At 41.6% G+C, this 20,412-nt stretch carries 21 protein-coding genes, 1 tRNA gene and 1 pseudogene; 4 read left to right on the top strand and 19 right to left on the bottom strand.

Going from position 1 to position 20,412, the window contains the following annotated elements; all coding sequences use genetic code 11:
* Nucleotides 1–3 precede the first annotated feature (3 nt).
* A complete protein-coding gene (locus tag CRT24_RS15995; protein WP_257214066.1) occupies nt 4–1,407 on the bottom strand; it encodes a sulfatase in 1,404 nt (467 codons plus the stop codon).
* Nucleotides 1,408–1,651: 244 nt separating this feature from the next.
* Nucleotides 1,652–2,914, bottom strand: coding sequence for an FAD/NAD(P)-binding oxidoreductase (locus CRT24_RS15990; RefSeq protein WP_099372346.1), 1,263 nt, complete (start codon nt 2,912–2,914; stop codon nt 1,652–1,654).
* Between the two features lie 185 nt (nt 2,915–3,099).
* Between CRT24_RS15990 and CRT24_RS15985 the strand changes: the two genes are divergently transcribed.
* Both CRT24_RS15985 and CRT24_RS15980 read left to right on the top strand, forming a co-directional pair.
* Nucleotides 3,100–4,035: a ring-cleaving dioxygenase gene (locus tag CRT24_RS15985; protein ID WP_099372188.1), complete on the top strand. Its 936-nt coding sequence runs from the start codon at nt 3,100–3,102 to the stop codon at nt 4,033–4,035.
* A 76-nt stretch (nt 4,036–4,111) separates the two neighbouring features.
* Nucleotides 4,112–4,723 carry an alpha/beta hydrolase gene (locus tag CRT24_RS15980; protein ID WP_099372187.1) on the top strand — a complete coding sequence of 204 codons (612 nt, stop codon included), beginning with the start codon at nt 4,112–4,114 and terminating at the stop codon, nt 4,721–4,723.
* Between the two features lie 95 nt (nt 4,724–4,818).
* On the opposite strand, the gene CRT24_RS15975 is transcribed toward CRT24_RS15980, so the two are convergent.
* Together CRT24_RS15975 and CRT24_RS15970 are read right to left on the bottom strand one after the other, a co-directional pair.
* On the bottom strand, nt 4,819–5,766 hold the full coding sequence (locus CRT24_RS15975; protein WP_099372186.1) for a hypothetical protein: 948 nt from the start codon (nt 5,764–5,766) through the stop codon (nt 4,819–4,821).
* 39 nt (nt 5,767–5,805) lie between these two features.
* Complete coding sequence (locus CRT24_RS15970) at nt 5,806–6,126, bottom strand: DUF4870 domain-containing protein (RefSeq protein ID WP_099372185.1); 321 nt, start codon at nt 6,124–6,126, stop codon at nt 5,806–5,808.
* Nucleotides 6,127–6,932: 806 nt separating this feature from the next.
* On the opposite strand from CRT24_RS15970, the gene CRT24_RS15960 reads away from it, so the two are divergent.
* Nucleotides 6,933–7,005, top strand: a tRNA-Lys gene (locus CRT24_RS15960).
* A gap of 733 nt (nt 7,006–7,738) precedes the next feature.
* Here the strand turns inward: CRT24_RS15960 and CRT24_RS21290 are convergent.
* Nucleotides 7,739–8,536, bottom strand: a pseudogene (locus CRT24_RS21290) (recombinase family protein); the annotation flags it as partial.
* Between the two features lie 26 nt (nt 8,537–8,562).
* A complete protein-coding gene (locus CRT24_RS20940; protein WP_165438746.1) occupies nt 8,563–8,724 on the bottom strand; it encodes a hypothetical protein in 162 nt (53 codons plus the stop codon).
* A gap of 655 nt (nt 8,725–9,379) precedes the next feature.
* Between CRT24_RS20940 and CRT24_RS15950 the strand changes: the two genes are divergently transcribed.
* Entirely contained in the window at nt 9,380–9,913 is a 534-nt protein-coding gene (locus CRT24_RS15950; protein ID WP_099372183.1) for an antirestriction protein ArdA, read from the top strand.
* 231 nt (nt 9,914–10,144) lie between these two features.
* On the opposite strand, the gene CRT24_RS15945 is transcribed toward CRT24_RS15950, so the two are convergent.
* The 13 genes from CRT24_RS15945 to CRT24_RS15885 all read right to left on the bottom strand — a co-directional run bounded on the left by CRT24_RS15945 (nt 10,145) and on the right by CRT24_RS15885 (nt 20,376).
* On the bottom strand, nt 10,145–10,582 hold the full coding sequence (locus CRT24_RS15945; protein WP_099372182.1) for a response regulator transcription factor: 438 nt from the start codon (nt 10,580–10,582) through the stop codon (nt 10,145–10,147).
* A 336-nt stretch (nt 10,583–10,918) separates the two neighbouring features.
* Nucleotides 10,919–11,323, bottom strand: coding sequence for a DUF3872 domain-containing protein (locus CRT24_RS15940; protein WP_373604707.1), 405 nt, complete (start codon nt 11,321–11,323; stop codon nt 10,919–10,921).
* A gap of 53 nt (nt 11,324–11,376) precedes the next feature.
* A complete protein-coding gene (locus CRT24_RS15935) occupies nt 11,377–11,934 on the bottom strand; it encodes a conjugal transfer protein TraO (protein ID WP_099372180.1) in 558 nt (185 codons plus the stop codon).
* A 17-nt stretch (nt 11,935–11,951) separates the two neighbouring features.
* The gene (gene traN, locus CRT24_RS15930; protein ID WP_099372179.1) at nt 11,952–12,854 is read right to left on the bottom strand and encodes a conjugative transposon protein TraN; all 903 of its coding nucleotides are present in this window, start codon (nt 12,852–12,854) and stop codon (nt 11,952–11,954) included.
* A 24-nt stretch (nt 12,855–12,878) separates the two neighbouring features.
* A complete protein-coding gene (gene traM, locus CRT24_RS15925) occupies nt 12,879–14,204 on the bottom strand; it encodes a conjugative transposon protein TraM (RefSeq protein ID WP_099372178.1) in 1,326 nt (441 codons plus the stop codon).
* Nucleotides 14,188–14,478, bottom strand: a complete 291-nt coding sequence (locus CRT24_RS15920) for a nitrogen regulatory IIA protein (protein WP_099372177.1) — start codon at nt 14,476–14,478, stop codon at nt 14,188–14,190. Before CRT24_RS15920 ends, traM begins: the two co-directional genes overlap by 17 nt.
* 13 nt (nt 14,479–14,491) lie before the next feature.
* A complete protein-coding gene (locus tag CRT24_RS15915) occupies nt 14,492–14,920 on the bottom strand; it encodes a hypothetical protein (RefSeq protein WP_099372176.1) in 429 nt (142 codons plus the stop codon).
* A 10-nt stretch (nt 14,921–14,930) separates the two neighbouring features.
* Nucleotides 14,931–15,554 carry a conjugative transposon protein TraK gene (gene traK, locus CRT24_RS15910; RefSeq protein WP_099372175.1) on the bottom strand — a complete coding sequence of 208 codons (624 nt, stop codon included), beginning with the start codon at nt 15,552–15,554 and terminating at the stop codon, nt 14,931–14,933.
* Nucleotides 15,555–15,569: 15 nt separating this feature from the next.
* Complete coding sequence (gene traJ, locus CRT24_RS15905; RefSeq protein WP_099372174.1) at nt 15,570–16,565, bottom strand: conjugative transposon protein TraJ; 996 nt, start codon at nt 16,563–16,565, stop codon at nt 15,570–15,572.
* A 3-nt stretch (nt 16,566–16,568) separates the two neighbouring features.
* A complete protein-coding gene (locus CRT24_RS15900; protein ID WP_099372173.1) occupies nt 16,569–17,201 on the bottom strand; it encodes a DUF4141 domain-containing protein in 633 nt (210 codons plus the stop codon).
* Between the two features lie 21 nt (nt 17,202–17,222).
* Complete coding sequence (locus tag CRT24_RS15895; protein WP_099372172.1) at nt 17,223–19,730, bottom strand: TraG family conjugative transposon ATPase; 2,508 nt, start codon at nt 19,728–19,730, stop codon at nt 17,223–17,225.
* Complete coding sequence (locus CRT24_RS15890) at nt 19,727–20,059, bottom strand: DUF4133 domain-containing protein (RefSeq protein WP_099372171.1); 333 nt, start codon at nt 20,057–20,059, stop codon at nt 19,727–19,729. The genes CRT24_RS15895 and CRT24_RS15890 overlap by 4 nt, the downstream gene beginning before the upstream one ends.
* Nucleotides 20,060–20,070: 11 nt before the next feature.
* A complete protein-coding gene (locus CRT24_RS15885) occupies nt 20,071–20,376 on the bottom strand; it encodes a DUF4134 domain-containing protein (protein WP_099372170.1) in 306 nt (101 codons plus the stop codon).
* Nucleotides 20,377–20,412: the final 36 nt, after the last annotated feature.

The following is a 20,412-nucleotide window of genomic DNA, read 5'->3' as shown; positions in this document are numbered from 1 at the left end:
TTATTATTTTTTGGGTTTAGATTCTGGTCTAATAGGTAATGGTGCTGGTTCGGCATCCAAAACTTTTTTCAATTTTAAAAATTCAGGATGGTCTTCTCTCCAAATATTTTCTGTTTCAACCAATCCATCTTTATAACTATATAGCTCGTACACTGCGGGTTCAGTTGCTTTTATACTTTGCCAAGCTATCAGTCTAAAGTCTTTGTTGCGAATTGCACGACCTAATTTTCCTTCTCTAGGAAAACAGTGATAAACCGTTTCCCTTATTTCTTTATCTGGATGAAGGATATACTTGTCATAACTTAATCCATCGATTTTTTGCTGCGTACTTGGAATAGCTATTTTTGCAAGGGTCGCCAAAGTAGGATATAGGTCTACTGTTTCTATAAGACTCTCACTGTGGAAGCCCTTCTGCATTTTAGGATGTTTGATAATCAATGGAATGCGGTTGGCCAATTCGTAATTTACATGTTTGGTCCACATACCCATTTCTCCCAACAAATAACCATGATCTCCCCAAAGTACTACAATTGTGTTTTTATCCAAACCGGTTTCTTTTAAGTGCTTAAGGACTTTTCCTATTTGAACATCTACATAACTTACCCCGGCATAATAGCCATGTATTAAGGTTCTTGTCAATTCCGCAGGGAAGGGGTCACTTTCAGCTGCTAGTGGGATTTCGCTATATTGTGAAATTTCACCATCTCTTTTAACTGCCACATAAGGAGCATTCAAAGGGTTCTTTTGATTATTAGGAAAAGGAAGGTCTTGAGGGGCATACAAGTCCCAATATTTTTTTGGAACAGTGAAAGGTAAATGTGGTCTTGCAAATCCAACTGCAAGGAAAAAAGGTTTTTGATTGCTTCTAAGTTCATCCAATCTATTTACAGCCTCATTGGCAACACGGCCATCAGCGTAGGCTTCATCCGCTACATCGAGCCTCTCCCAAGCAGAACCTTTCTCAAGTTTATTGGCTTCGCCCCAGCTTTTATTGGCAAATAGAGCTTCTTCGCGAGTTTCATGATGATGGTCAGGATTAGCATATTCTATCACTTTGTCATGCCAATGTGGAACTGACCATGACTGTTCATCATTATAGGTGTTATGGCCGACATGAAAAACTTTTCCTATAGCAGCCGTATAAAAACCATTGTTTTTGAATAATTCAGGGAGCGTAAGGGCTTCAGGATACGAATCTCGAAATGCCCTGCCAAAATCATATAAACCTGTACTTGTGGACCTCGACCCTAATAAAAGGTTGTACCTTGAAGCAACACAAACGGCTTGATTTGAATAAGCACGCTCAAATACCATGGCGTCTTTTGCCCAATTGTCAATATTTGGGCTGATTGCATGTTTATCAGAATAAGTTCCCAAAGTCGGCCGCAAATCATCGACTAATATCATTAAAACATTATAAGGTCTCTCCTGAGCTTGACTACAGTTGAAAACTATAAATAATACAAATAATATAAATCCTGATTTAAGAGGCATTAGGTAAAAAGGTTTTGATCAGTTACTAAAAATAATAATTGTTCCCTTAGAAAAACAGAGATTCTGCAAATTATCATTATTTAATATCCTCAAATTGTCTTTTTTGTTCAAATACTTGCTCTTTTTAATCAGTAAAGCCTATTTGTCTCGTATTTTGTTACACTTCTTCACCTTTCATCATTTTATTCCAGTATAGGTGAGGAAGGATATATTTTTTGAGTAACCATAATCTCCAGTGCTCTTTACTGCTATCTTTAATAAACATTTGCTTTAATTTTGGATCTGGGATAAACTCATTTTTATAGTTGAATTCGGCGAGAACCATTTTGCCATAACCTGTTACTAATGGGCAAGAAGAATACCCTTCATAAGATTTGTTGTCTGGATCTTTTTGGTCGATCAATTTAAAGATGTTATCGATGACTACAGGAACTTGCTTTCGGATAGCGGCTCCTGTTTTTGCAGTCGGAAGTCCAGCCACATCACCTAAACCAAAGATATTTGAGTATTTCTTATGCTGCAAACTATTAATGTCCACATCCAACCAGCCAGTTTCATTCACCAAACTGGATTCTTTCACAAATTTTGGGGCAGTTTGTGGGGGAGCTAAGTGCAGTAAATCAAATGGTAATTCGATAAATTGCTCTGATGGTTGAGGATTGTCGGAACCATCCCCTTGATTGATGATACACTCGTTATTTTTAGGATCCGAATTTTTAAAGGTGATGGTTTTCTTGGATGAGTCAATTTTAATGGGGGCATAATAAGGTTTAAAATCGATATTATACCTTTTAATTACCTCCATTAGCGTATCTGCGATTTTTTTGACGCCAAAAATTACAGTTCCAGGAGTTGCAAAAGTAACATTGGCCGACTCAGAAAGATTGTTTCTTTTAAAATAATCACAAGCTAAATACATGATTTTTTGAGGGGCACCACCACATTTGATTGGGGTAGTAGGTTGAGTGAAAATAGCATTGCCGCCTTTGAAATTTTGAATACATTCCCAAGTATAGTTTGGGTCTATGTAATTACTGCATACAATACCTTTATTTACAGCTACTTCAAGACCTTCAATTAAACTTAAATCATTCACCAAACCACAGGCTACTATTAGGTAGTCATATCCTATTTTTTCACCATTATTCAGCAATACGATATTGTTCTCAGGTTCAAAACCAATTACAGAATCTTTGATCCAAGTACAACCTTCTGGAATCAATTGTTTCATTGGCTTTTCGGTTTTCTTATAATCATATGCCCCAGCGCCCACCAAAGTCCAGGCAGGTTGATAATAATGGTATTTGGCAGGGTCAATTATGGCAATCTCCAAGTTTCTGTCCTTCTTTAACATTTGAGCAGCGGTCATGATGCCGCCTGTACCAGCTCCAATGATTACAATCTTATAGTGTGTATCCATAAGTCTATTTATATTGGTTATCCTTAAAGTTAATAAGTTGATATTGATTGGTTTGTAACCAAAGTTACTTACCATAGTCACTTCTTAACATATATCAATGGTCTTGCTTCAGAATATCTTCATCTTTGTATCAGTAATTAAACAAAAGGAAATTTTAACTGTATAAAATTGAAAGGATAGAAAAAATGAATAATAATGTATTAGGATTGCACCATATCACAGCGATTGCAAATTTGGCTCAGAGAAATTATGATTTTTATACCAATGTACTTGGTTTAAGGATGGTAAAGAAAACTGTAAACTTTGATGATCCAGGGACCTACCACTTTTACTATGGTGATGAAAAAGGAAATGCAGGAACTATATTAACGTTCTTCCCTTGGGAAGGAATCGGAAAAGGAAAGAATGGAGCAGGTATGGCTACAGAAATTGCTTATTCAATTCCAGATGGGGCTGTCGAGTTTTGGCAGGAGCGATTTGGAAAGAATAATGTGTTGACAGGAGAAGCAGTTGAGAGATTCGGTGAAGTGTATTATCCGTTCTTGGATCCGGATGGTTTGAGCCTTTCCATTGTTGTTCCTAAAGAGAATGACAAAAGAGTAGGTTGGACAACAGTGGAAATTGATCAAAATAATGCTACCAAAGGATTTCATAATAGCACATTGACATTGAGAGAATTAGAGCCAACAGCTAAAGTTTTAACTGACTTGTTGGATTATGATCAAATAGCTCAGGAAGGTAATCGTTTCAGGTTTAAAAGCAAAAATATTGATTCTGCAAATATCATTGATATTCTTGTTGACCCAAATGCTGCACGTGGAATAAATACTGCTGGAACAAATCATCATATTGCTTTTAGAGTTAAAAATGATGAAGATCAATTGGCATTGAGAGAAAAAATAATGAGTGCTGGATTACAGATTACGCCTCAAATTGATAGAGATTATTTCCACTCGTTGTATTTCCGTGAACCAGGAGGTGTGTTGTTTGAAATCGCAACTGAAAATCCAGGCTTTGATGTGGATGAACCATTAGCAGAATTAGGTAACTCTTTGAAACTACCAAAGCAATATGAATCTCAAAGAACTGCCATTGAAAAAGTATTGCCAATTTTAAAATAATCAACTTAGTTTGTCTGATATTCATATGAACACTTAGATTAATTAATAAAATTTATAACATTAAAATTAAGCGATTATGTCGAATAATATATATCAATCTGGAAATCTGGATAATCCAACCAAAGCGTTGATCATGATTCATGGAAGAGGTGGTACTGCAAGTGATATCATGGGGTTGGCAGAATATTTAAATGTTGGTGATTATCTGCTGATCGGTCCTGAAGCTAGTCAGAATACATGGTATCCCAATTCTTTTATCGCACCAATTTCTTCTAATCAACCGAAGCTTGATCAGGCATTAGAATTGATCAACCAGGCAGTAGAGTTGGCTAAAGAAAAAGGCATTCAATCTGAAAACATTTATTTTTTGGGATTTTCACAAGGAGCATGTCTTACTCTAGAATATACGAGCAGAAATGCACAGAAATATGGTGGTATTGTCGCTTTTACAGGAGGGTTGATCGGTGAGGAATTAACCAGAGGCCATTATAAAGGGGATTTCGAAAACACTCCAGTATTTATTGGAACCAGTGATCCGGATTTTCATGTTCCTGTAGAAAGAGTTCAAGAGACCACCAAACTAATGCGAGAACTTGGTGCTCAAGTGGAAGAGAGGATCTATCCCAATATGGGACATACCATAACACAGGAAGAGATTCGGATTGTGAATGAAACTATTTTTAAATAAGTCTATTCTCTATTTATTATAAAAGAAAACCCCGTTAGTGATCTTTCTAACGGGGATTTTCCACTTAATAAACTATACTATACAGGTTTTTGAATTTAATCGACAAAGTTGTTGTAACTATGTAAGACTTGATCTGTTGCTTGTTCAAATGCAATTAAATTTGATTCTTCAAACTCTGTACCTTCATCAAGGTTACGCTGTAGAATCCTCATTTTACCCAAATAATCATTTACAGCATCATTAAATCTTTCGAAAGATCCAGCTTTTGATTTGTATTGATCTGATATCTTATCTGCTTTATTTTCATTCAGCAATTTTTCAATCTCTTGGTAATTCTTGGCAAATTCTGGTTTTACCTTTGCAATGTCCTTTGTGTCAAAGAAATGTTTTGTATTTTCAAGTACCGTGTTAAGAATGTTCTCAGACCTTATATATTGATTTTTTAAAGGATTGTTAGCCAATGTTACTTCTTCAGCAGCATCAATTAAAGGTTTAAGTTGGTCAAAAACTTTTACCGAGGCCTCTCTATTCTTTTTAATTTCTGATTCTGCCTGCTCTTTGAAAGTTTTTAATTTAGCACCCTTATCTTCCTTCCAATCCTCTGCTGATTTATAAGATTCCATATCCTTTGAAATTGTCAGTAACGCTTTGTAACTTTCGTCCATCTGATCCAATAAAGGCTTAAAGTCTTTCGTGCCTTCAGGGTATTTTAAGTCTTCGATTTTATCTATTGAAAGACTGTTTAGCCTCCTGATAGGTGGAATTGAAATTGCAGCAGGATTTTCTAGTTTGGTCTTAATATGTTTCTCCAGTGCATCGAAAGTCTCTGTAAAGGCATTCATATCATTATAGTGCCTATTGTCAATCTTAACTAACGTATTGTTGAATTGAATAAGCTCGTTAGCTTTGGAAAGCTTCTGGTCATTTGAATCAAACATACCTCCAATCTTATTTTCAGTTTCCCCTTTTTTCTCTGAATTGTTGCAACTGCTCAATAAAGAAAAGGCGAGGGCAGAGGCTGTTAAAATATGGTTTATTCTCATAATAGTAGTTTATTTAAGTTTTAAATGATATGCAATTGACTACCCAATAAATTGAAATTGCTTTTCTGCCCATGTTCCGATAATAGGAACGGGTTTCTTAACACCATTTGAAGCATTAATAGCTCCTATAATCATCAATATCAAGGTAATTAAGCCTAAATAACCTATCATATAAAAGCCGGTTACCCACATGATAATGTTAAGGACAATAGAAAGAATGACTCCAAAGATGAAGATTCCGAATCCTTGTCTTAAGTGATATTTCAAGAAATCATCTGCTTTGTCCTTTCCTGAAAAATAAGCGATTAACCATCCAATTAGGGTAATGTAGGCTACGATTGATAGTGTTTTGTTATCCATTTTTTTGAGATTTAAGTTTATTTAATTGTGTGAATTATTATGCTTGTGATAAAAAACAAGAGAAATAAAGCTAGTAAGGCATATGTGTAAAAAGGAGTTTTTGATTCCTTTTTCAATTTGATACCTTCTAATTTCATCTCAGGACTGAATTCATTAAATCTTCTATTCTGTTTGCAATGAACACAAACAGAGCGTAACTCCTTCCACATAGGAAATAAAGGAATCCAAAATACATGGAAGTAATTTTGATAAGCGATGTATGCCAACGTATTTTGACTTTGGCAATATTTACAAGGCAATTCAGACACTTGAGTGCCGATACGAGCTTTTCTTAATCCGAATATGAAAAACATAGGCGATTGTTTTTGTTATTCAAAGTTTTTGAATTTGATTAAAACATGCAATAAATGCTAGTCTACAGAATACATACGTGATGGAATACGGCTATATACAATGTCTCTACAAGAATGTGTAAGTGATTGAAATTCAGTGTTTTTATTTTTTAGGTAGAATTTCGTTTTTATTATAGAACTTCTTTTTTAATTGTTAGATTAAAAATAATAAAAGCATTATTAAATAATTATTAATTTTTCCAAATGATTAATATTGCTTGAAATGAGGTCGTTTAAATAGTTTTTTAGAGGTTTTTAAAGGGGATAGAATAGGTGTCGAAAAAAATAATCCTTTTATAATGAGGCTGTTTTATTGAAAAATAAAAAAAAGATAGATTTAGATTGTGAATTTATTTGAAAAAGTCTACCTTTGCATCACTTCAAACAACGAAGGGTTCTCGAAAAAAGAACAACGATTCCGTAGCTCAGCTGGTAGAGCAATACACTTTTAATGTATGGGTCCTGGGTTCGAATCCCAGCGGGATCACTTCTTGGGACAAGTCTAGAAAAGATAGACTTGTCCCATTTTTTTTGCCTTGTAACTTGCTGTTATTCTGATAAATAAGAGCAATCGCAGAATTTAGCCTTGGAGTTCGATGTCGTGTTCCGTCAAATTCCAAAAATTCGGGGAACATCGAACTCACTATAAGCCTTTTTTCTTCAATATCGCCGTTTTCATAGCGTCTATCAATGTTTGCGACCTTTTTTAAGGTGGAAGCCACTAAGTCTTTAATCTCTGTTCCCACAACCGCCAAGTCGTTTAATCTTCTTTCGAAAACTTCAATCTTGCCTTTGGTCAATCTCTTTACTTCTTGGAAATCGTCATCTGCCATTTCTCCATCGGCATTCTTTAAAAGTGCGTTTTGATAGCGTTTGTTCAACGCATCAATCTCGCTTATGATATTTGTCCTTTCCGTGTTTTGGGCTTTGGTTTTGTTATTGAAGTCTTTTATAAAAGCTTCAATAAAGACATCGACCATACCTTCTTTTGGCGACATATACTGTAACTGTTTAAGAAAAGCTTCATTTGCAGGTTCTGCCCTAAACCGTACACCGCATGAGGAAGTACAATGATAATAGTTATAGTAGTTGCCCATCTTTCCTTTTGAAGCACTTCCAGTCAGCATAAGTGTGCATTTAGGGCATTTGAGAAAGCCTCGAAGCGGTAGGTTCTCCATAGCTACAACTTTAGGCTTTACTTCCCTTTTTCTCCCATCGAGAATATCCTGGACATCGGCAAACGTCTTTTCGCTGATTAATGGCTCGTGTTGTCCTTTGACAAAATATCCCTTTTCCTCTTTGTAGGGAGGAATGAATATTTTGCCACAGTACAAGGGGTTTCGGACGGCTACCCAGAAGTTATTTTTGCTGAACCGACCTTTTCCATCGGCTTTCTCCCGAACCATTTTCCATATCTGTTCCGTATTGAAGTTATTGGAAACGATTTGTTCAAACGCCCACTTTAAAAGCGGTGCTTCAAATTCATGGGGTGCAATGAATTTCTTTTTGCCCTCTGTTATCTTATTGACATACCCCAAAGGCGCTGTTCCCATATACCGCCCTTCTTTTTTCGCCCTGCGCATTCCGTGAAAAACATTTAACGCACGCCTGTCGTTTTCCACTTCGGGTGAAGCAAGATAGAACGCAAGCATGATTTTATTTTCGGGAATGGTAAGGTCTAAGGGCTGTTCGATTGCCACAGGTTCAACGCCATGTGTACGTAACTGGTTAATCATTTGGTAGGCATCCCCTGCGTTTCTACTAAACCTATCCCATTTGGTAAATAGTATTATCGACCCCGCTTTATTGTTCTTTGTTTTGCGTAGGTTGGATAAGTATTTCTGCCATTCCGGACGTTTGAAAGATTTTGCCGAATGGTCTTCTATGTAAACATCCCTTACCGGAATGCCTTTTATCTCACAATATTTTCTTAATCGGTCTTCTTGGTCACGTTGCGAATATCCCTTGTCCGCTTGCTCGTCTGTCGATACACGTATGTATAAATCTGCCTTTCTCATCACAACAGTTTTCTTTGTTCATTAGATTAAAGTTTTCCTCTTAGATATTGGTTAACTGCAATGTCAGCTATCTTCTTGACAAACTCCAAGATGGTTTTTGCTTCCTCTAAATCGACCTCTGTTCCTTTCTTTTTCAAGATTTGCACAACTCTTTCGGGAGTTAAATCGTTCGTTTTTTCTTTCTCCATCTCAACTCATTTTTGCCTGCTAACCGTGCAGATTAATCCGCATAAACAAACTTATCGAGTTGATGGAACGAGCATTAGGATATGTCTTCTTACTGGATTACTTGGCTTAGATTGGCGCGTGGCATTACAATAGCCAAAGCACATTTACGGCATTCGCTTCACTACTGACCGCAAAAGAGCTTAGGGCTATGATTGGGAATAGGAAATTGAAGATGTCGTTCCACAGGTTGGGCTGTTCCACTCCAAACTTCAATCACCTGTAGCCGTACTAACAGATATTAAATTCTTTCTGAACCATTTTCCACACACTATCCTCCTTACTTCCACAATTGGTTTTAATGTAAAAAGCGAGTATGCCTGTTGTTCACGTTTCATGGAGCAAAGGTTGGACGTGTTCTTAACGGAGGCAAAAGGTCATGCAAGTTTGAAAAAAAATCTCCACCCGTTGGGTAGTATTTGTTTTCCAAAACCTTGTGCCTCCTAAACACTAACCTAAACTGCTCCCGAAACGAAACACAGCATACTCCGGCTCTTTACACGAATAAAAAAAATGTCAGGCATGAGAATTAAAAGCATTGGAAATGGTATTGAAACAAAACAACAGCACCACCTCTCATTGCCGAATAAATCAAAAACAATTTAAAACGGTAAAGAAATGATACAACAAATAAACACATCGGAAGCAAGGGTATATGTCGGCACATACAGAAAATACAATGACGGTTCAATCTTCGGGAAATGGCTTGACCTTTCCGATTATGCGAACAGCGAGGAATTTTACACCGCTTGCAAGAAGCTACACGATAACGAGGAAGACCCCGAATTTATGTTTCAAGACTACGAAAACATACCTAAGGGCTTAATCGGTGAGTGTTGGATAAGTGATAACATATTTGAAGTTTTGGAGGCTTTGGAAGATATGGACGAAACCCGAAAAGAAGCATTCCTAATATGGTGCGACAACGGACACCGTAAGCTATCCGAGGGGGATATAAGCGACCTAATAAGCGACTTTGACGATGACTATATAGGCGAATACAAGGACGAGGAAGATTTTGCCTATGAACAGGTTGAGCAAATGGACTTACCCGAATTTGCAAAAAGGTACTTCGATTATGAAGCTTTTGCCCGTGACCTGTTTTGTGGTGATTATTGGAGCGATGGTGGTCATGTATTTTGTAATTCGTGAATTTTAGGGAACGGTGCGCCGTTCCCATTTTTATTAAAATCTGTTCGGGCAAAAAAGACAGATCCTCCCCAGGTCGGAACAGTCTTTTTTGCGAAAAGTGGAACACCCCCTTGGTCAAATGCTCGCATCCCGCAGTTTCCTCCATTGCATTTTTCAAAAGAGCTGTGCTTGAAACAGACTACTTTCTTTCGTGAGTTGAGACGAAAAAGAAAGTAGCAAAGAAACCTACGTTTATGATTGACTTTTAGAGTATTCCATTGCTACCCCCCTAATCCCCATGCTGAAATATTTTTTATTTTCACTCAATGCTTTAACGGCGGTTAGCATTCCATCGGGGTCAGCGAATTTCAGTATATAGCCCGAAACACCTGCCTTTAGCATACTCGTTACACTTTCCTCGTTATCGTCCGTACTGGAAATTAGAACTTTTAAATCGGGGTACTTTTCGAGCAAAAGTTTAGCAGTAGCAAAGTCTTCCTCTATGAGACAGACATCCGGCAACTTGCCACCCTCTTTTATTTTTTGTAGGGCATCCTGCCCGTAACCCGATTGGAACAATACCGTATATCCCGAATTTTCAAGTTGCTTTACAGACATATCCCGAAGCTTTGGATTGTCATCTATGACCGCTACATAGACATTGTTTTTGTTGTCTTTTCCAGTATTCATAATATCTGTTTTAAAAGTAGCGACCTGCAATAAAAAAAGCGCAGGCAACTACACTTACCGATACTGGGGCACTGGTATGCCTGACAACGAATAAGCGAGCACCCACGCCTATGGCGTGAGTATTCCTACTTATTGTCTCGTTGTCTTAAAAATTACCAGTTTTCAGTATCGAGACTTAAAGCAAAAACACTTTAAGTATTTTAATATTTTCTATTAGCAAAGATAACGAAGCGATTTATTATACACAATATTATAATCGTGTCCTTTAAGAGCAAAGTACACTACATTTTAAGTCTACTAAAAAATCCCGCCACATCGGGCAGGATTTTTCTGTCTTTAATCACGGCTGTTAAACTGGAAACTGACTTGCTTTTCGTTTCCGAAATTGTCCGAAATCCAAATATCAAACGCCTGTGATACGGTGGATTGCGAGGTGTAATACAACCTAAATTGTGTCTGTGGCAAGAGGTACAGGTCATTGGGCATATACGGCGGTTCGCTGTAATACCGCAATGCTCCCTGTCCGTCAAACTGGAAATAGCGGATAAAGTATTTCGCATCGCTGAAATTGGCCGACCGTTCAATGGTAATCCGTATTTCAACGGTCTGCCCGTTCGTCACCTCTTTGGGTACAGGCATTACCTGTACCTCAAAAGGGTAATTTTGTTGTATGTCGATTTCGTCTTTTTCGCAGGAGGTCAGCACCACGGCGCAGACCAACATTGCCAAGAGCATGAACATCGCCTGTAAATGTAGGCGGTATTTTCTGATTGATATTTTCATCGTAAATCAATTTAAAAGTTAAACCTTAGTCCAATCCCTGCCGATGGACGGAACTGTTTTAAATCCGTACCCCAAAGCACTTTGGTACGTCCTTGCAGGAGCAACACAAAGCGGTCGGACAGGTACGTTTCGAGCGTGAGCCGTCCGCCTGTGCCGTAAACAAAATTGTCTCTGTCGAGGATGGTCGAGCCGTCCGGTAGCATGGCTTCGCTCCGGTTAATCGTTTCATAACCTGCAACGGCTGTTAGCCCTGCATTCAGCGTGATGGTCTTTCTTGCATCGCCCAATAGCTGAAGACTGTAACCCACCTCGCCCGTATAGGTTTCGAGCGGTATCTGTACATCCCTGTAACCGGAAAGCTGATAGGCATATTCCGCACCCAATATCCAGTAACTGCCGTTCTTTCCGTTCACGGTCAATGTCAAATTCAGATAGTAATTGTCGCTTATATCTTTGGACAACATACCTGCGTTTATCTCCAATCCCTTTTGTTTGGGGAGCATACGCTGTGCCTGTACTGCCGTCATACTTAGCATGGCAAGCACCACGGCAAAAATGTATCTTATCATTGTTCTTTCCTTTTGGGTTAATTAATCTTTAGGTGCATATCGCTTATCAGTTTGGCGTGTACGAGGTCGGAGTTTTCCACCTGCAACACCTGTTGCCTGCCACCGTTCTTTTCAAAGATTTCAATCACGAGTACCTTGTCATCCGTGATGGTAAACTGGTCAAGCAGGAACACGTTTTGGTCGGTGCTGTTACCCGTAATTTCACCGAGCGTTTTATACATCCGCAACGGGTTCATTGCCTTTTCCTGCACCACGGTACGCTTGGCGACTTTTTTGTCCACTACCTTGAAATTCACAAAGTCAATGTTGAACGGTACATTGCTTTTGTTACGCAGTTCCGTATGGAAATAGAATTTTCCGTTGTGAACATAAATACCTTTCAGCAGGAATTGTATGCCGTAGCTTTTCGACCCGATATGCTTTACAATCCGTTTATTCTTTTTGTAAATCGTTTCCATGAGCAACCCTGCCAGTGACGGCGAATTGCCTCCCAATTCCTCAAACAGCACATCGTTGCCGTTTTCCCTGTCCGATGCCTTTTGCATCGTCAGCAAATCATAATTCAGCGTTGAGGGATAAGCACTGTAAAAGACATTGAAATTGTAAAACCGACCATCGTCCGTGATGACCGAAAAATTGGTTTCCTCGTCAAAATCCCTTACGCTTGCCTTAATACGCAGTACGTTTTCCGCATCTTCGGCTTTGCCTGCGATAAGGTATTCACTGCCCAAATCCACGTAGCGGATAGCGGACGGGAATATGAGGTGCGAGGTCTTGCTGTACGTCACCTGCATTTCGTAAGGCTCGACCTTACCCATGCTCAATTTTGTTGTACTGGATGCCACTTGCTGTGCATTTGCACCTGTAATAAAGGCTATCAAACAGACCATTGCCATGAGGCTTTTAAATATTGCTTTCATTTTCTTTTTGATTTTAGTTAAACATTAATTTTTTGAAACGAGGAAAATCTGATGACCGGCTTTGACCGTTACTTTCGGTGTCCTTACTTTCTTGGAGAAGTAACCCGATACGCCCTGCACCACACCACGGGAAAGGTCGCCTGCCATCTGTTGCCCTGCCGATCGTGTCATCATGATAGAAGTACCGGAGGTTTGGCTCATGTTGGAAGCTATCTCGCTAAGGGCGTTCATTTCGGGAGAATATGGTACATATAGCCCTTGCTGTCCGTCCACATCATACACGGTTATATCGACCGGAATAATGTTGCCCTCATATTCGATGGACGTTACCTTTAACTGCAACCTGCCACCTTGAAACTTGGCATTTGCCGTCAGTACCGTTCCTGCCGGAATGGAACGGACGGGAGTTTGCGCTGTTTCCAACAGGCGCAACCGTACACCGCTTTCGCCCATCACGACCTGCGTTTTCTGTACTACCGCCTTGATACTGTTTTTCGGCTGTATGACCTGTTCCGAAACATCTGCCGTATAAAAGCCACGGTTTCGGGTTTCGTTCCAGTTTGCCAAAAAAGCACTGTCGGTCGGTTCACGATACAATGCGGAAACCGTATTTTTCCTTACAGGGGTGAATGCCACAAAATGTTCCTTTTGCGAGGCACTCTTTGCCGAAGCTGTTGTGTCCGCATTACCTGTCTGTGTTGGAGTTGAGGGCAGGTAACGGGATGCCATTTCGTATGACTTTTCCATCAAAGCCAACTGGTCATCCACGGTCGTTACGGGCGGTACGTCCTTTTCTGCCAGTTGTTCTTTCAGTTCCTCAACCTGCCTGCGGAGTTCCTGCATTTCGTAATCGCTGTTGTCGTAGAACGAGGTCAGCGTACTTTGTGCATTGCGGTAACTGTTCAGGGCAGGGTTGCTGTTCCTACGTGTACCACCGCCGTAAGCGTAGCCGTCTTCGTAATCCTCATCCGGTAGCTCCGCTTCCGGATCGGCGGTACTGTCCTCGCTCCAATAGTCGGACAGTGACAGGAGCGCATTACGCTTTTCCTCCATTTTCTGTTCGAGCATTTCCTGTTCATAAGCCTTTTGCTTATCGGATTGAAGCCCGGCATCGCTCGCCTGCGGTACGACATCGTTCAGACCAATATCCTCAACCTTTTGCTTATCGGAATATGGTTTGAAGATTAAATACATACAGCCGAAGAACACCACGCCCATAAGAGCAAAAATGATAGGCTTTTTTAGCTTGTCGGCTTTGTTCTGCGCCCCTTCTTGGGTCGCATCCATTTCGTTTTCCGTTTCCTTTTTTCCGAACAGAAAACGGATTTTGTCATTATTGTTCTCTTTCATTGTTTTTACGTTTTAAGATTTTGTTAATACTGTCCTGCGGAGAAACCGAGGATTTGTTTTGCCTGTTAATTGGGTTTTCGATATGCTCAATGGTCATGGTATTATCGGACTGTGCTACATCGTAGCACACTTTTAACAGCACGACAAAGGACAATAGCGCATAGCCCAAAAAGAGCAGTAGCGTATAGCGATGCTGTTTTTTAACAGGCATCGTCCGCCACTGTCCATCGAGCTTGTCAAGCCAATTACTGATTGTTGTTCTTAGATTTTTCATGCCTTAATCCGTTTTAAAGGCTGAACCGCTTCCGCCTGTCAACCGTCTTTTGCTCCGGTGCATCGCTCACCATAGCGATTGCCTCCCTTGCTTTGGGAACGGTAACCACGGACAGGTCGGTCAATTCCGATTGTTTCAGTAATTGCCCGAATTGGTCTTTTCTTGCAACTTCCATTTTATTGAGGAAGAATTTGCCGTTTAGGTACTTCACCCACATACAGCATTCTACATACGGCTTGTCTTCGCCTGCCCATTGTAGAAAGCCCGTCAATAATAACTGTGACTTTGGTGCGCCCTCCGTACCATTTCGGCAGTTTTCGAGGTATTCACTTATACTGTCTTTCAACTTTCCGGCATACGCTCCCTGCGTATGGAAATAGCCGTCATATCCTTTTGCGGTAAGGATTTTGGCAAACGTGTTCAAATCTGATATTGCTTCCATAATCTTGATTTTAGCGGTCTATAACTTCTACGTCTCTGTTTTCCAACACGGCAAACTTTTCGATATTGAAACCCTGTGGGTTGTTGTCCGAGCGGACGGAGTTCACGAGATAGCAAGAGGTCACAAGGCTTCGCCTTGTGACGTTGCTTGACCGGATGATAAATTGTTTGGCATACGTTCTTACCGCATACGGATAGGTATCGAAGTTGCAGACCACGCTGTCCACTTCGATACGCTGTTGCACATTCCCCGAAATGATACGGTTGTAGTACCCTTTTTCCGAAAGGTCTTTGTAATAATCGAACGCCGATTTGTCAGCAAGATTAAAAGCTCTTTTCATGTTGCTTTCGATGGCGTTCTTATCCGGTGCGAGCGTAAAGAACAGTTCATGGAAACGCCTTACGTGTTCCCTTGCCTCAACAGGTCTGTTGATGCTTGCATCCTGTGACAGTGCCAGCATCAAGGATTTACCGTTGTCCAGTACATATACTTTTTGGCGTTGCGCCTCCGCAAACTGGTAGGACTGCCATACCGCATATCCTACCACTGCGATGCAGAGTACGGCAAATACAATGGCATACAGACGTATTTGCCTAAAGCTGTTTTCTATGTTTCTTAGTGTCTTAAATTCCATTGTTTCTGATTTTTATTATTTGTTCATTAACCTGCCACCGATGTTACCTGCAACTGCCCCCGTTCCCGCTCCGGCGATGTTTCCGGTTTTCGATGCCGTCTGATTGACGTTGCGCATGAAGTTCCCTGCGCCTCCGGCTTGGATAACCCAACCTGCCACCGTTGGGATGGTGAAGTAGCCCACAATCCCAATCAGCATGAAGATGATATACACCGTGTTGGATGTGTCGGGGATATATGTAGGGTCGGCAAGCATTTCAATATCCCGTTCCAGTATAAGCGATTGTATTTTCGCAAGTATGGAGCTGAACATATCGGATATGGGCAACCATAGGTACACGCTGATATATCGGGTCAGCCATTGCGTAAGTGTGGACTGGAAACCATCCCACACACTTATCGCAAAGGCTATCGGCCCGAGTATGGACAGCACGATAAGAAAGAACGTCCGTATGGTATCTATGACCAGTGCCGATGCTTGGAAAAGTATCTCCAAAAGGTTGCGAAACCATTCCTTTATGGCTTTTTCTATCTTATAGGCTTGTCGGTCAAGGTACATTCCCGACATGGTAGCCAAATCGGACGGCGACCATCCCAATTCTTCCAGTTTCTTATCAAATTCCTCATCGCTTACGAGGTAAGCGGTTTCGGGATTGCGGAGCATGGCTTGCCGTTCCAACTGATCTTTTTGCTGTTGCAATTGGTTGAGGTCAAGCACCTGATTTTCGAGCATGGCATGTGTGCCTTTTACCACAGGTGACATTACTGCATTGATAGTTCCCAATACGATGGTCGGGAAGAACATAATGCAAAACCCGATGGCGAAAGGTCGCAGGAGCGGAAACACGTCTATCGGTTCAGCACGGCTCAAAGCCTGCCACACTTTCAGTGCTACGTAGAACAGTGCGCCCAATCCGGCGATGCCCTTTGCCACTGTCGCCATATCGGCGGACAGTGGGAGCATCTCATCGTACAGCGAGCGCAGGAGTTCGTGAAGATTGTTCCATTCCATAGTTTACCAGTATTTTTGTTCAGCAGTACCGTACAGTTCAAGCACCCTTTGGGTGTTGTTCTGTTTCTTAGCCCTCAAAATGCTCACGGAGATATTCTTGTTGGTGTAATAGCGGACAAGGCTATGGTAATCCTTGACCTCTTTATACACCTTATCAATAATGTCCATACGTTCCTTGTCATTGAGGGATAGCGAGGTTGAGGTAACAATCTGTTTCAGTTCTTTGAGCAGTTCGGTACTCTCGTTCAAGAGCGTGGAATAACCGTTGGCGATTGCCGTCAGTTCCTGTGGGCTGAAATTCGGGTCGTTCATCATCTTGCCGAAATTGTTTACATACATTTCGGACACATCCCCCACAAGCAACACCGTTTGTTGTACTTTTCGGGCATCTTTCACCAAGTTGCTCACGGCTTTCAGTTTGTCGTAATATTCCTTGCCTTGCTCATACACCTTTTTTACCTCATTGAAATTCTTAACCACGTTGGACACGGTGGATGAGGTCTGTATGATTTCATTCGCACTGTTGATGATACCCGATGCAAGGTTTGCAAGGTCGGTAACTACCCATTGTGCCTTAGCGGACGGTGCAACGGCAAGCATAAATGCCGTAGACACCAGTAACATTACTTTCTTCATTGTTCTGATTTTTTTAAATGATTAATAACTATTTGATTTTTCACGTCTTTGGAGGGCGATACGCTTAATGGCTTGTTCTACATTGCCGTCCAGTTCGGATGCCAGTTGCATGACCTCCATTTTTTCCGTTTCCTCCGTGGTGTACGCTAAGTATTCTTCGAGCGATACCTCTGTGGCATACACGGCGGAATGCGTACCGCCAAGCCCAATCCACACCTCTTTGTAAAGCCTTGACGGGTCGTTGTTCATGTTGATGGAAAGGATTTGGGATTTTTCCTTTTCCGTCAGTCCGAGCATCGCTTGGATGTCGTCAAACTTATTCATGTACTTGCGTTGGTCTAAGAGGATTTTACAGTCGGAATTGTTGATGATACTTTCCTTGACCACGGGTGACTGGATGATGTCATCCACTTCCTGCGTGACCACGATAGCCTCACCAAAAAATTTGCGAACGGTCTTAAAAAGGTACTTGATGTACTCTGCCATTCCCTCTTTGGCAATGGCTTTCCATGCTTCCTCAATGAGTATCAGTTTACGCACACCTTTGAGCCTGCGCATCTTGTTGATGAAGACCTCCATAATGATAATGGTCACTATGGGAAAGAGGATTTTGTGGTCTTTAATCGCATCAATTTCAAACACGATAAAGCGTTTGGAAAGCAGGTCAAGTTGCTTGTCTGAATTGAGCAGGTAATCGTACTCGCCACCACGATAGTAAGGCTCTAATACGTTGAGGAAACCTGCAACGTCAAAGTCTTTTTCCCTTACCTGTTTTTCTTTCAGTACTTTTTTGTAATCACCTTTTACATACTCATAAAATCCATTGAAAGAGGGATATTCACCGCTTTGCTTGATACGGTCGATGTAACCGCTCACGGCATTGGATAACGCCACTTCCTCTGAACGGGTCGGCGGTTCATCGTCACGCTTCCAAAGTGTAAGGATGAGCGTTTTGATACTTTCCCTTTTCTCAATGTCGAATACGCCGTCATCCGTATAAAACGGGTTGAATGCAATCGGGTTGTCCTCTGTGTAGGTAAAATACACACCATCTTCACCTTTGGTCTTTCCCTTAATCAACTCGCACAGTCCTTGATAGGAATTACCTGTGTCCACGAGCAGGACGTGTGCGCCCTGTTCGTAGTATTGGCGCACCATGTGATTGGTGAAAAAAGACTTGCCCGAACCCGATGGCCCCAAAATAAATTTGTTGCGGTTCGTGATAATGCCTTTTTTCATGGGCAGGTCGGAAATGTCCAAGTGGATGGGTTTGCCCGTGAGCCTGTCCGCCATTTTTATACCGAAAGGCGATGGCGAACTTTGGTAGTTGGTTTCCTCGGTGAAGAAACATAATGCAGGTTCGATGAACGTATAGAAACTTTCCTCTGCCGGAAAATCGCCTGCATTGCCAGGCATGCCTGCCCAATACAGCGTGGCAACATCCACCGTGTTATGCCTCGGTCTGCATTCCATCAAAGCGAGCGCACTGCCCGTGTCGTTCTTTAGCTGTTTGAGTTCGCTTGGATTATCCGACCACGCCATCACATTGAAGTGCGCACGGATGGAGGATAGCCCGAAGCTGTGCGCTTCGTTCAGATACCTTTCAATCCACTCTTTGTTAATCTGATTGGCACGGCTATACCTTGCCAGTGAGTGCATATTACGGGCTGACTTTTCAAACTTGCGCAGGTTCTCATCGCTGTTATCCAAAAACAGGTACTGGTTATAGATATGGTTACAGCTAAGGAGCAAGCCCACGGGAGAGGCAAAGGACAACAGGCAATCGCTCCTGTCCGTGGACAGCTTTTCATACCTTGTATTTTCCGATACCGTGCCCGGCAAATCGTCCGTATCGGACAGGGTGTGCAGGCACAGCCTTTTGTTGCCGATACGCACATCTTCACTGCCCAAAGCTATATCCTGCATGGGCGTTCCGGCTTCCCTCGACAGGGTAAGGTACTGTTCGAGCAGACCCTGTGTGTCGCTTGTGCCGATGATGTCATCCTCGGTCAAGCGTTCCAGTTTCACAAAACCGCTATCATTGATAATCCGCTCAAACTGTGCAACCGTCTCCATGAAACGGCGGACGGTTTCTTTATCCCGAATTTCTTTCGGGATGAGGACACCTCTGCAAAGCGAACTAAAGTTGCTCTGCATCCGCATCCGCTCTTTGGTTGTCTTGGTGAGGAACAGGTAGCAGTAATGGTTTAAAAAAGGACGTTCGTTGAAATGCTGTTGATAGGACTTTGCAAGAAAACTCTGGTCGTTCTGTGCAATATCCGGCGCATAACTTTCCTTGATGTACCAATCCTGTTTGTGGACAATGGTATAGTCCGGCAGGGTCTTGATAGCCTTGTGCCATGCCGAGTGTATGGCATCGTACTCCGCCGATGCCACAGTGAACAGTTCCGGCAGGTGTACCCGAAAGCAAGCCGTGATGTCTGCATCCTTTGAAATGATGCAGTTGTGTTCCACCGCCAGTAGTGGAAACTTGCTTTCCAACGTTGTGACTTTTGCAGTATTTCTCATAGGGTATTGGATTTAGTGTTGAACTTCAAATAGCGGTGTACAGCTCTGCGACAGATGATGTATTTCGGATGTCTTTTCTTTGCCCCGACTTTCATCAAGCCATGTTCGCCGTATTTGCCGTTCAATGCGAATGTCTGCCACACGATGAGCGATGCACCGCCTGCTCCGATGAACAGACAGATGTAAGAGTTTACACCTGCCATGTACATAATCATGACGAGGACAAGCACACCAAGCAAGCCTCCGGCGAAAATGAACAGGTACTGTGCTTTCAGTCCTTTGAACTCGACCGTTCTCCCAATGCCTTTATTGATATTGTAATTGCTCATAATACGCCAGTTTAAAGGAAGAATGAGCGGAGAATGGTCGCCGCTACGATTAAGAAGATACAAGCCCCGAACCACGACGCAGCCGTCTTGCTTGTATCGGGGTCACCGCTACTAAATTTGTTGTACACCTTTACACCTCCGATTAGCCCAACCACCGCCCCAATCGCATAGATGAGTTGAGTTGCAGGGTCGAAGTAACTCGTTACCATCTGCGTGGCTTCTTGGATGCCTGCCGAGCCGTCGCCCTGTGCGAACACACCGAATGCTGACAGTAACGCAACGCCTGTCAGCGACACTTTTTTGCTTCGTTTTTCCATGATTTAACTGAATTAATTTGTTACTAATTCCCACAC

This window comes from Sphingobacterium sp. 1.A.5 (genome assembly GCF_002734235.1).
GTDB classification, from domain to species: domain Bacteria; phylum Bacteroidota; class Bacteroidia; order Sphingobacteriales; family Sphingobacteriaceae; genus Sphingobacterium; species Sphingobacterium daejeonense.
The sequence above is the reverse complement of the archived record's forward strand: the minus strand, read 5'-3'. Positions and strand labels throughout refer to the sequence as shown.

Bases quoted from the DNA above. Each gene is read 5' to 3' on its own strand.
- CRT24_RS15990 (WP_099372346.1), bottom strand. From the start codon at position 2,914: ATGGATACACACTATAAGATTGTAATCATTGGAGCTGGTACAGGCGGC.
- CRT24_RS15970 (WP_099372185.1), bottom strand. From the start codon at position 6,126: ATGGATAACAAAACACTATCAATCGTAGCCTACATTACCCTAATTGGA.
- CRT24_RS15985 (WP_099372188.1), top strand. From the start codon at position 3,100: ATGAATAATAATGTATTAGGATTGCACCATATCACAGCGATTGCAAAT.
- CRT24_RS15935 (WP_099372180.1), bottom strand. From the start codon at position 11,934: ATGATAAGATACATTTTTGCCGTGGTGCTTGCCATGCTAAGTATGACG.
- CRT24_RS20940 (WP_165438746.1), bottom strand. From the start codon at position 8,724: ATGGAGAAAGAAAAAACGAACGATTTAACTCCCGAAAGAGTTGTGCAA.
- CRT24_RS15890 (WP_099372171.1), bottom strand. From the start codon at position 20,059: ATGAGCAATTACAATATCAATAAAGGCATTGGGAGAACGGTCGAGTTC.
- traN (WP_099372179.1), bottom strand. From the start codon at position 12,854: ATGAAAGCAATATTTAAAAGCCTCATGGCAATGGTCTGTTTGATAGCC.
- CRT24_RS15920 (WP_099372177.1), bottom strand. From the start codon at position 14,478: ATGAAAAATCTAAGAACAACAATCAGTAATTGGCTTGACAAGCTCGAT.
- traM (WP_099372178.1), bottom strand. From the start codon at position 14,204: ATGAAAGAGAACAATAATGACAAAATCCGTTTTCTGTTCGGAAAAAAG.
- CRT24_RS15975 (WP_099372186.1), bottom strand. From the start codon at position 5,766: ATGAGAATAAACCATATTTTAACAGCCTCTGCCCTCGCCTTTTCTTTA.
- traJ (WP_099372174.1), bottom strand. From the start codon at position 16,565: ATGGAATGGAACAATCTTCACGAACTCCTGCGCTCGCTGTACGATGAG.
- CRT24_RS15945 (WP_099372182.1), bottom strand. From the start codon at position 10,582: ATGAATACTGGAAAAGACAACAAAAACAATGTCTATGTAGCGGTCATA.
- CRT24_RS15895 (WP_099372172.1), bottom strand. From the start codon at position 19,730: ATGAGAAATACTGCAAAAGTCACAACGTTGGAAAGCAAGTTTCCACTA.
- CRT24_RS15950 (WP_099372183.1), top strand. From the start codon at position 9,380: ATGATACAACAAATAAACACATCGGAAGCAAGGGTATATGTCGGCACA.
- CRT24_RS15995 (WP_257214066.1), bottom strand. From the start codon at position 1,407: ATGATATTAGTCGATGATTTGCGGCCGACTTTGGGAACTTATTCTGAT.
- CRT24_RS15900 (WP_099372173.1), bottom strand. From the start codon at position 17,201: ATGAAGAAAGTAATGTTACTGGTGTCTACGGCATTTATGCTTGCCGTT.
- CRT24_RS15940 (WP_373604707.1), bottom strand. From the start codon at position 11,323: ATGTTCATGCTCTTGGCAATGTTGGTCTGCGCCGTGGTGCTGACCTCC.
- traK (WP_099372175.1), bottom strand. From the start codon at position 15,554: ATGGAATTTAAGACACTAAGAAACATAGAAAACAGCTTTAGGCAAATA.
- CRT24_RS15885 (WP_099372170.1), bottom strand. From the start codon at position 20,376: ATGGAAAAACGAAGCAAAAAAGTGTCGCTGACAGGCGTTGCGTTACTG.
- CRT24_RS15915 (WP_099372176.1), bottom strand. From the start codon at position 14,920: ATGGAAGCAATATCAGATTTGAACACGTTTGCCAAAATCCTTACCGCA.
- CRT24_RS15980 (WP_099372187.1), top strand. From the start codon at position 4,112: ATGTCGAATAATATATATCAATCTGGAAATCTGGATAATCCAACCAAA.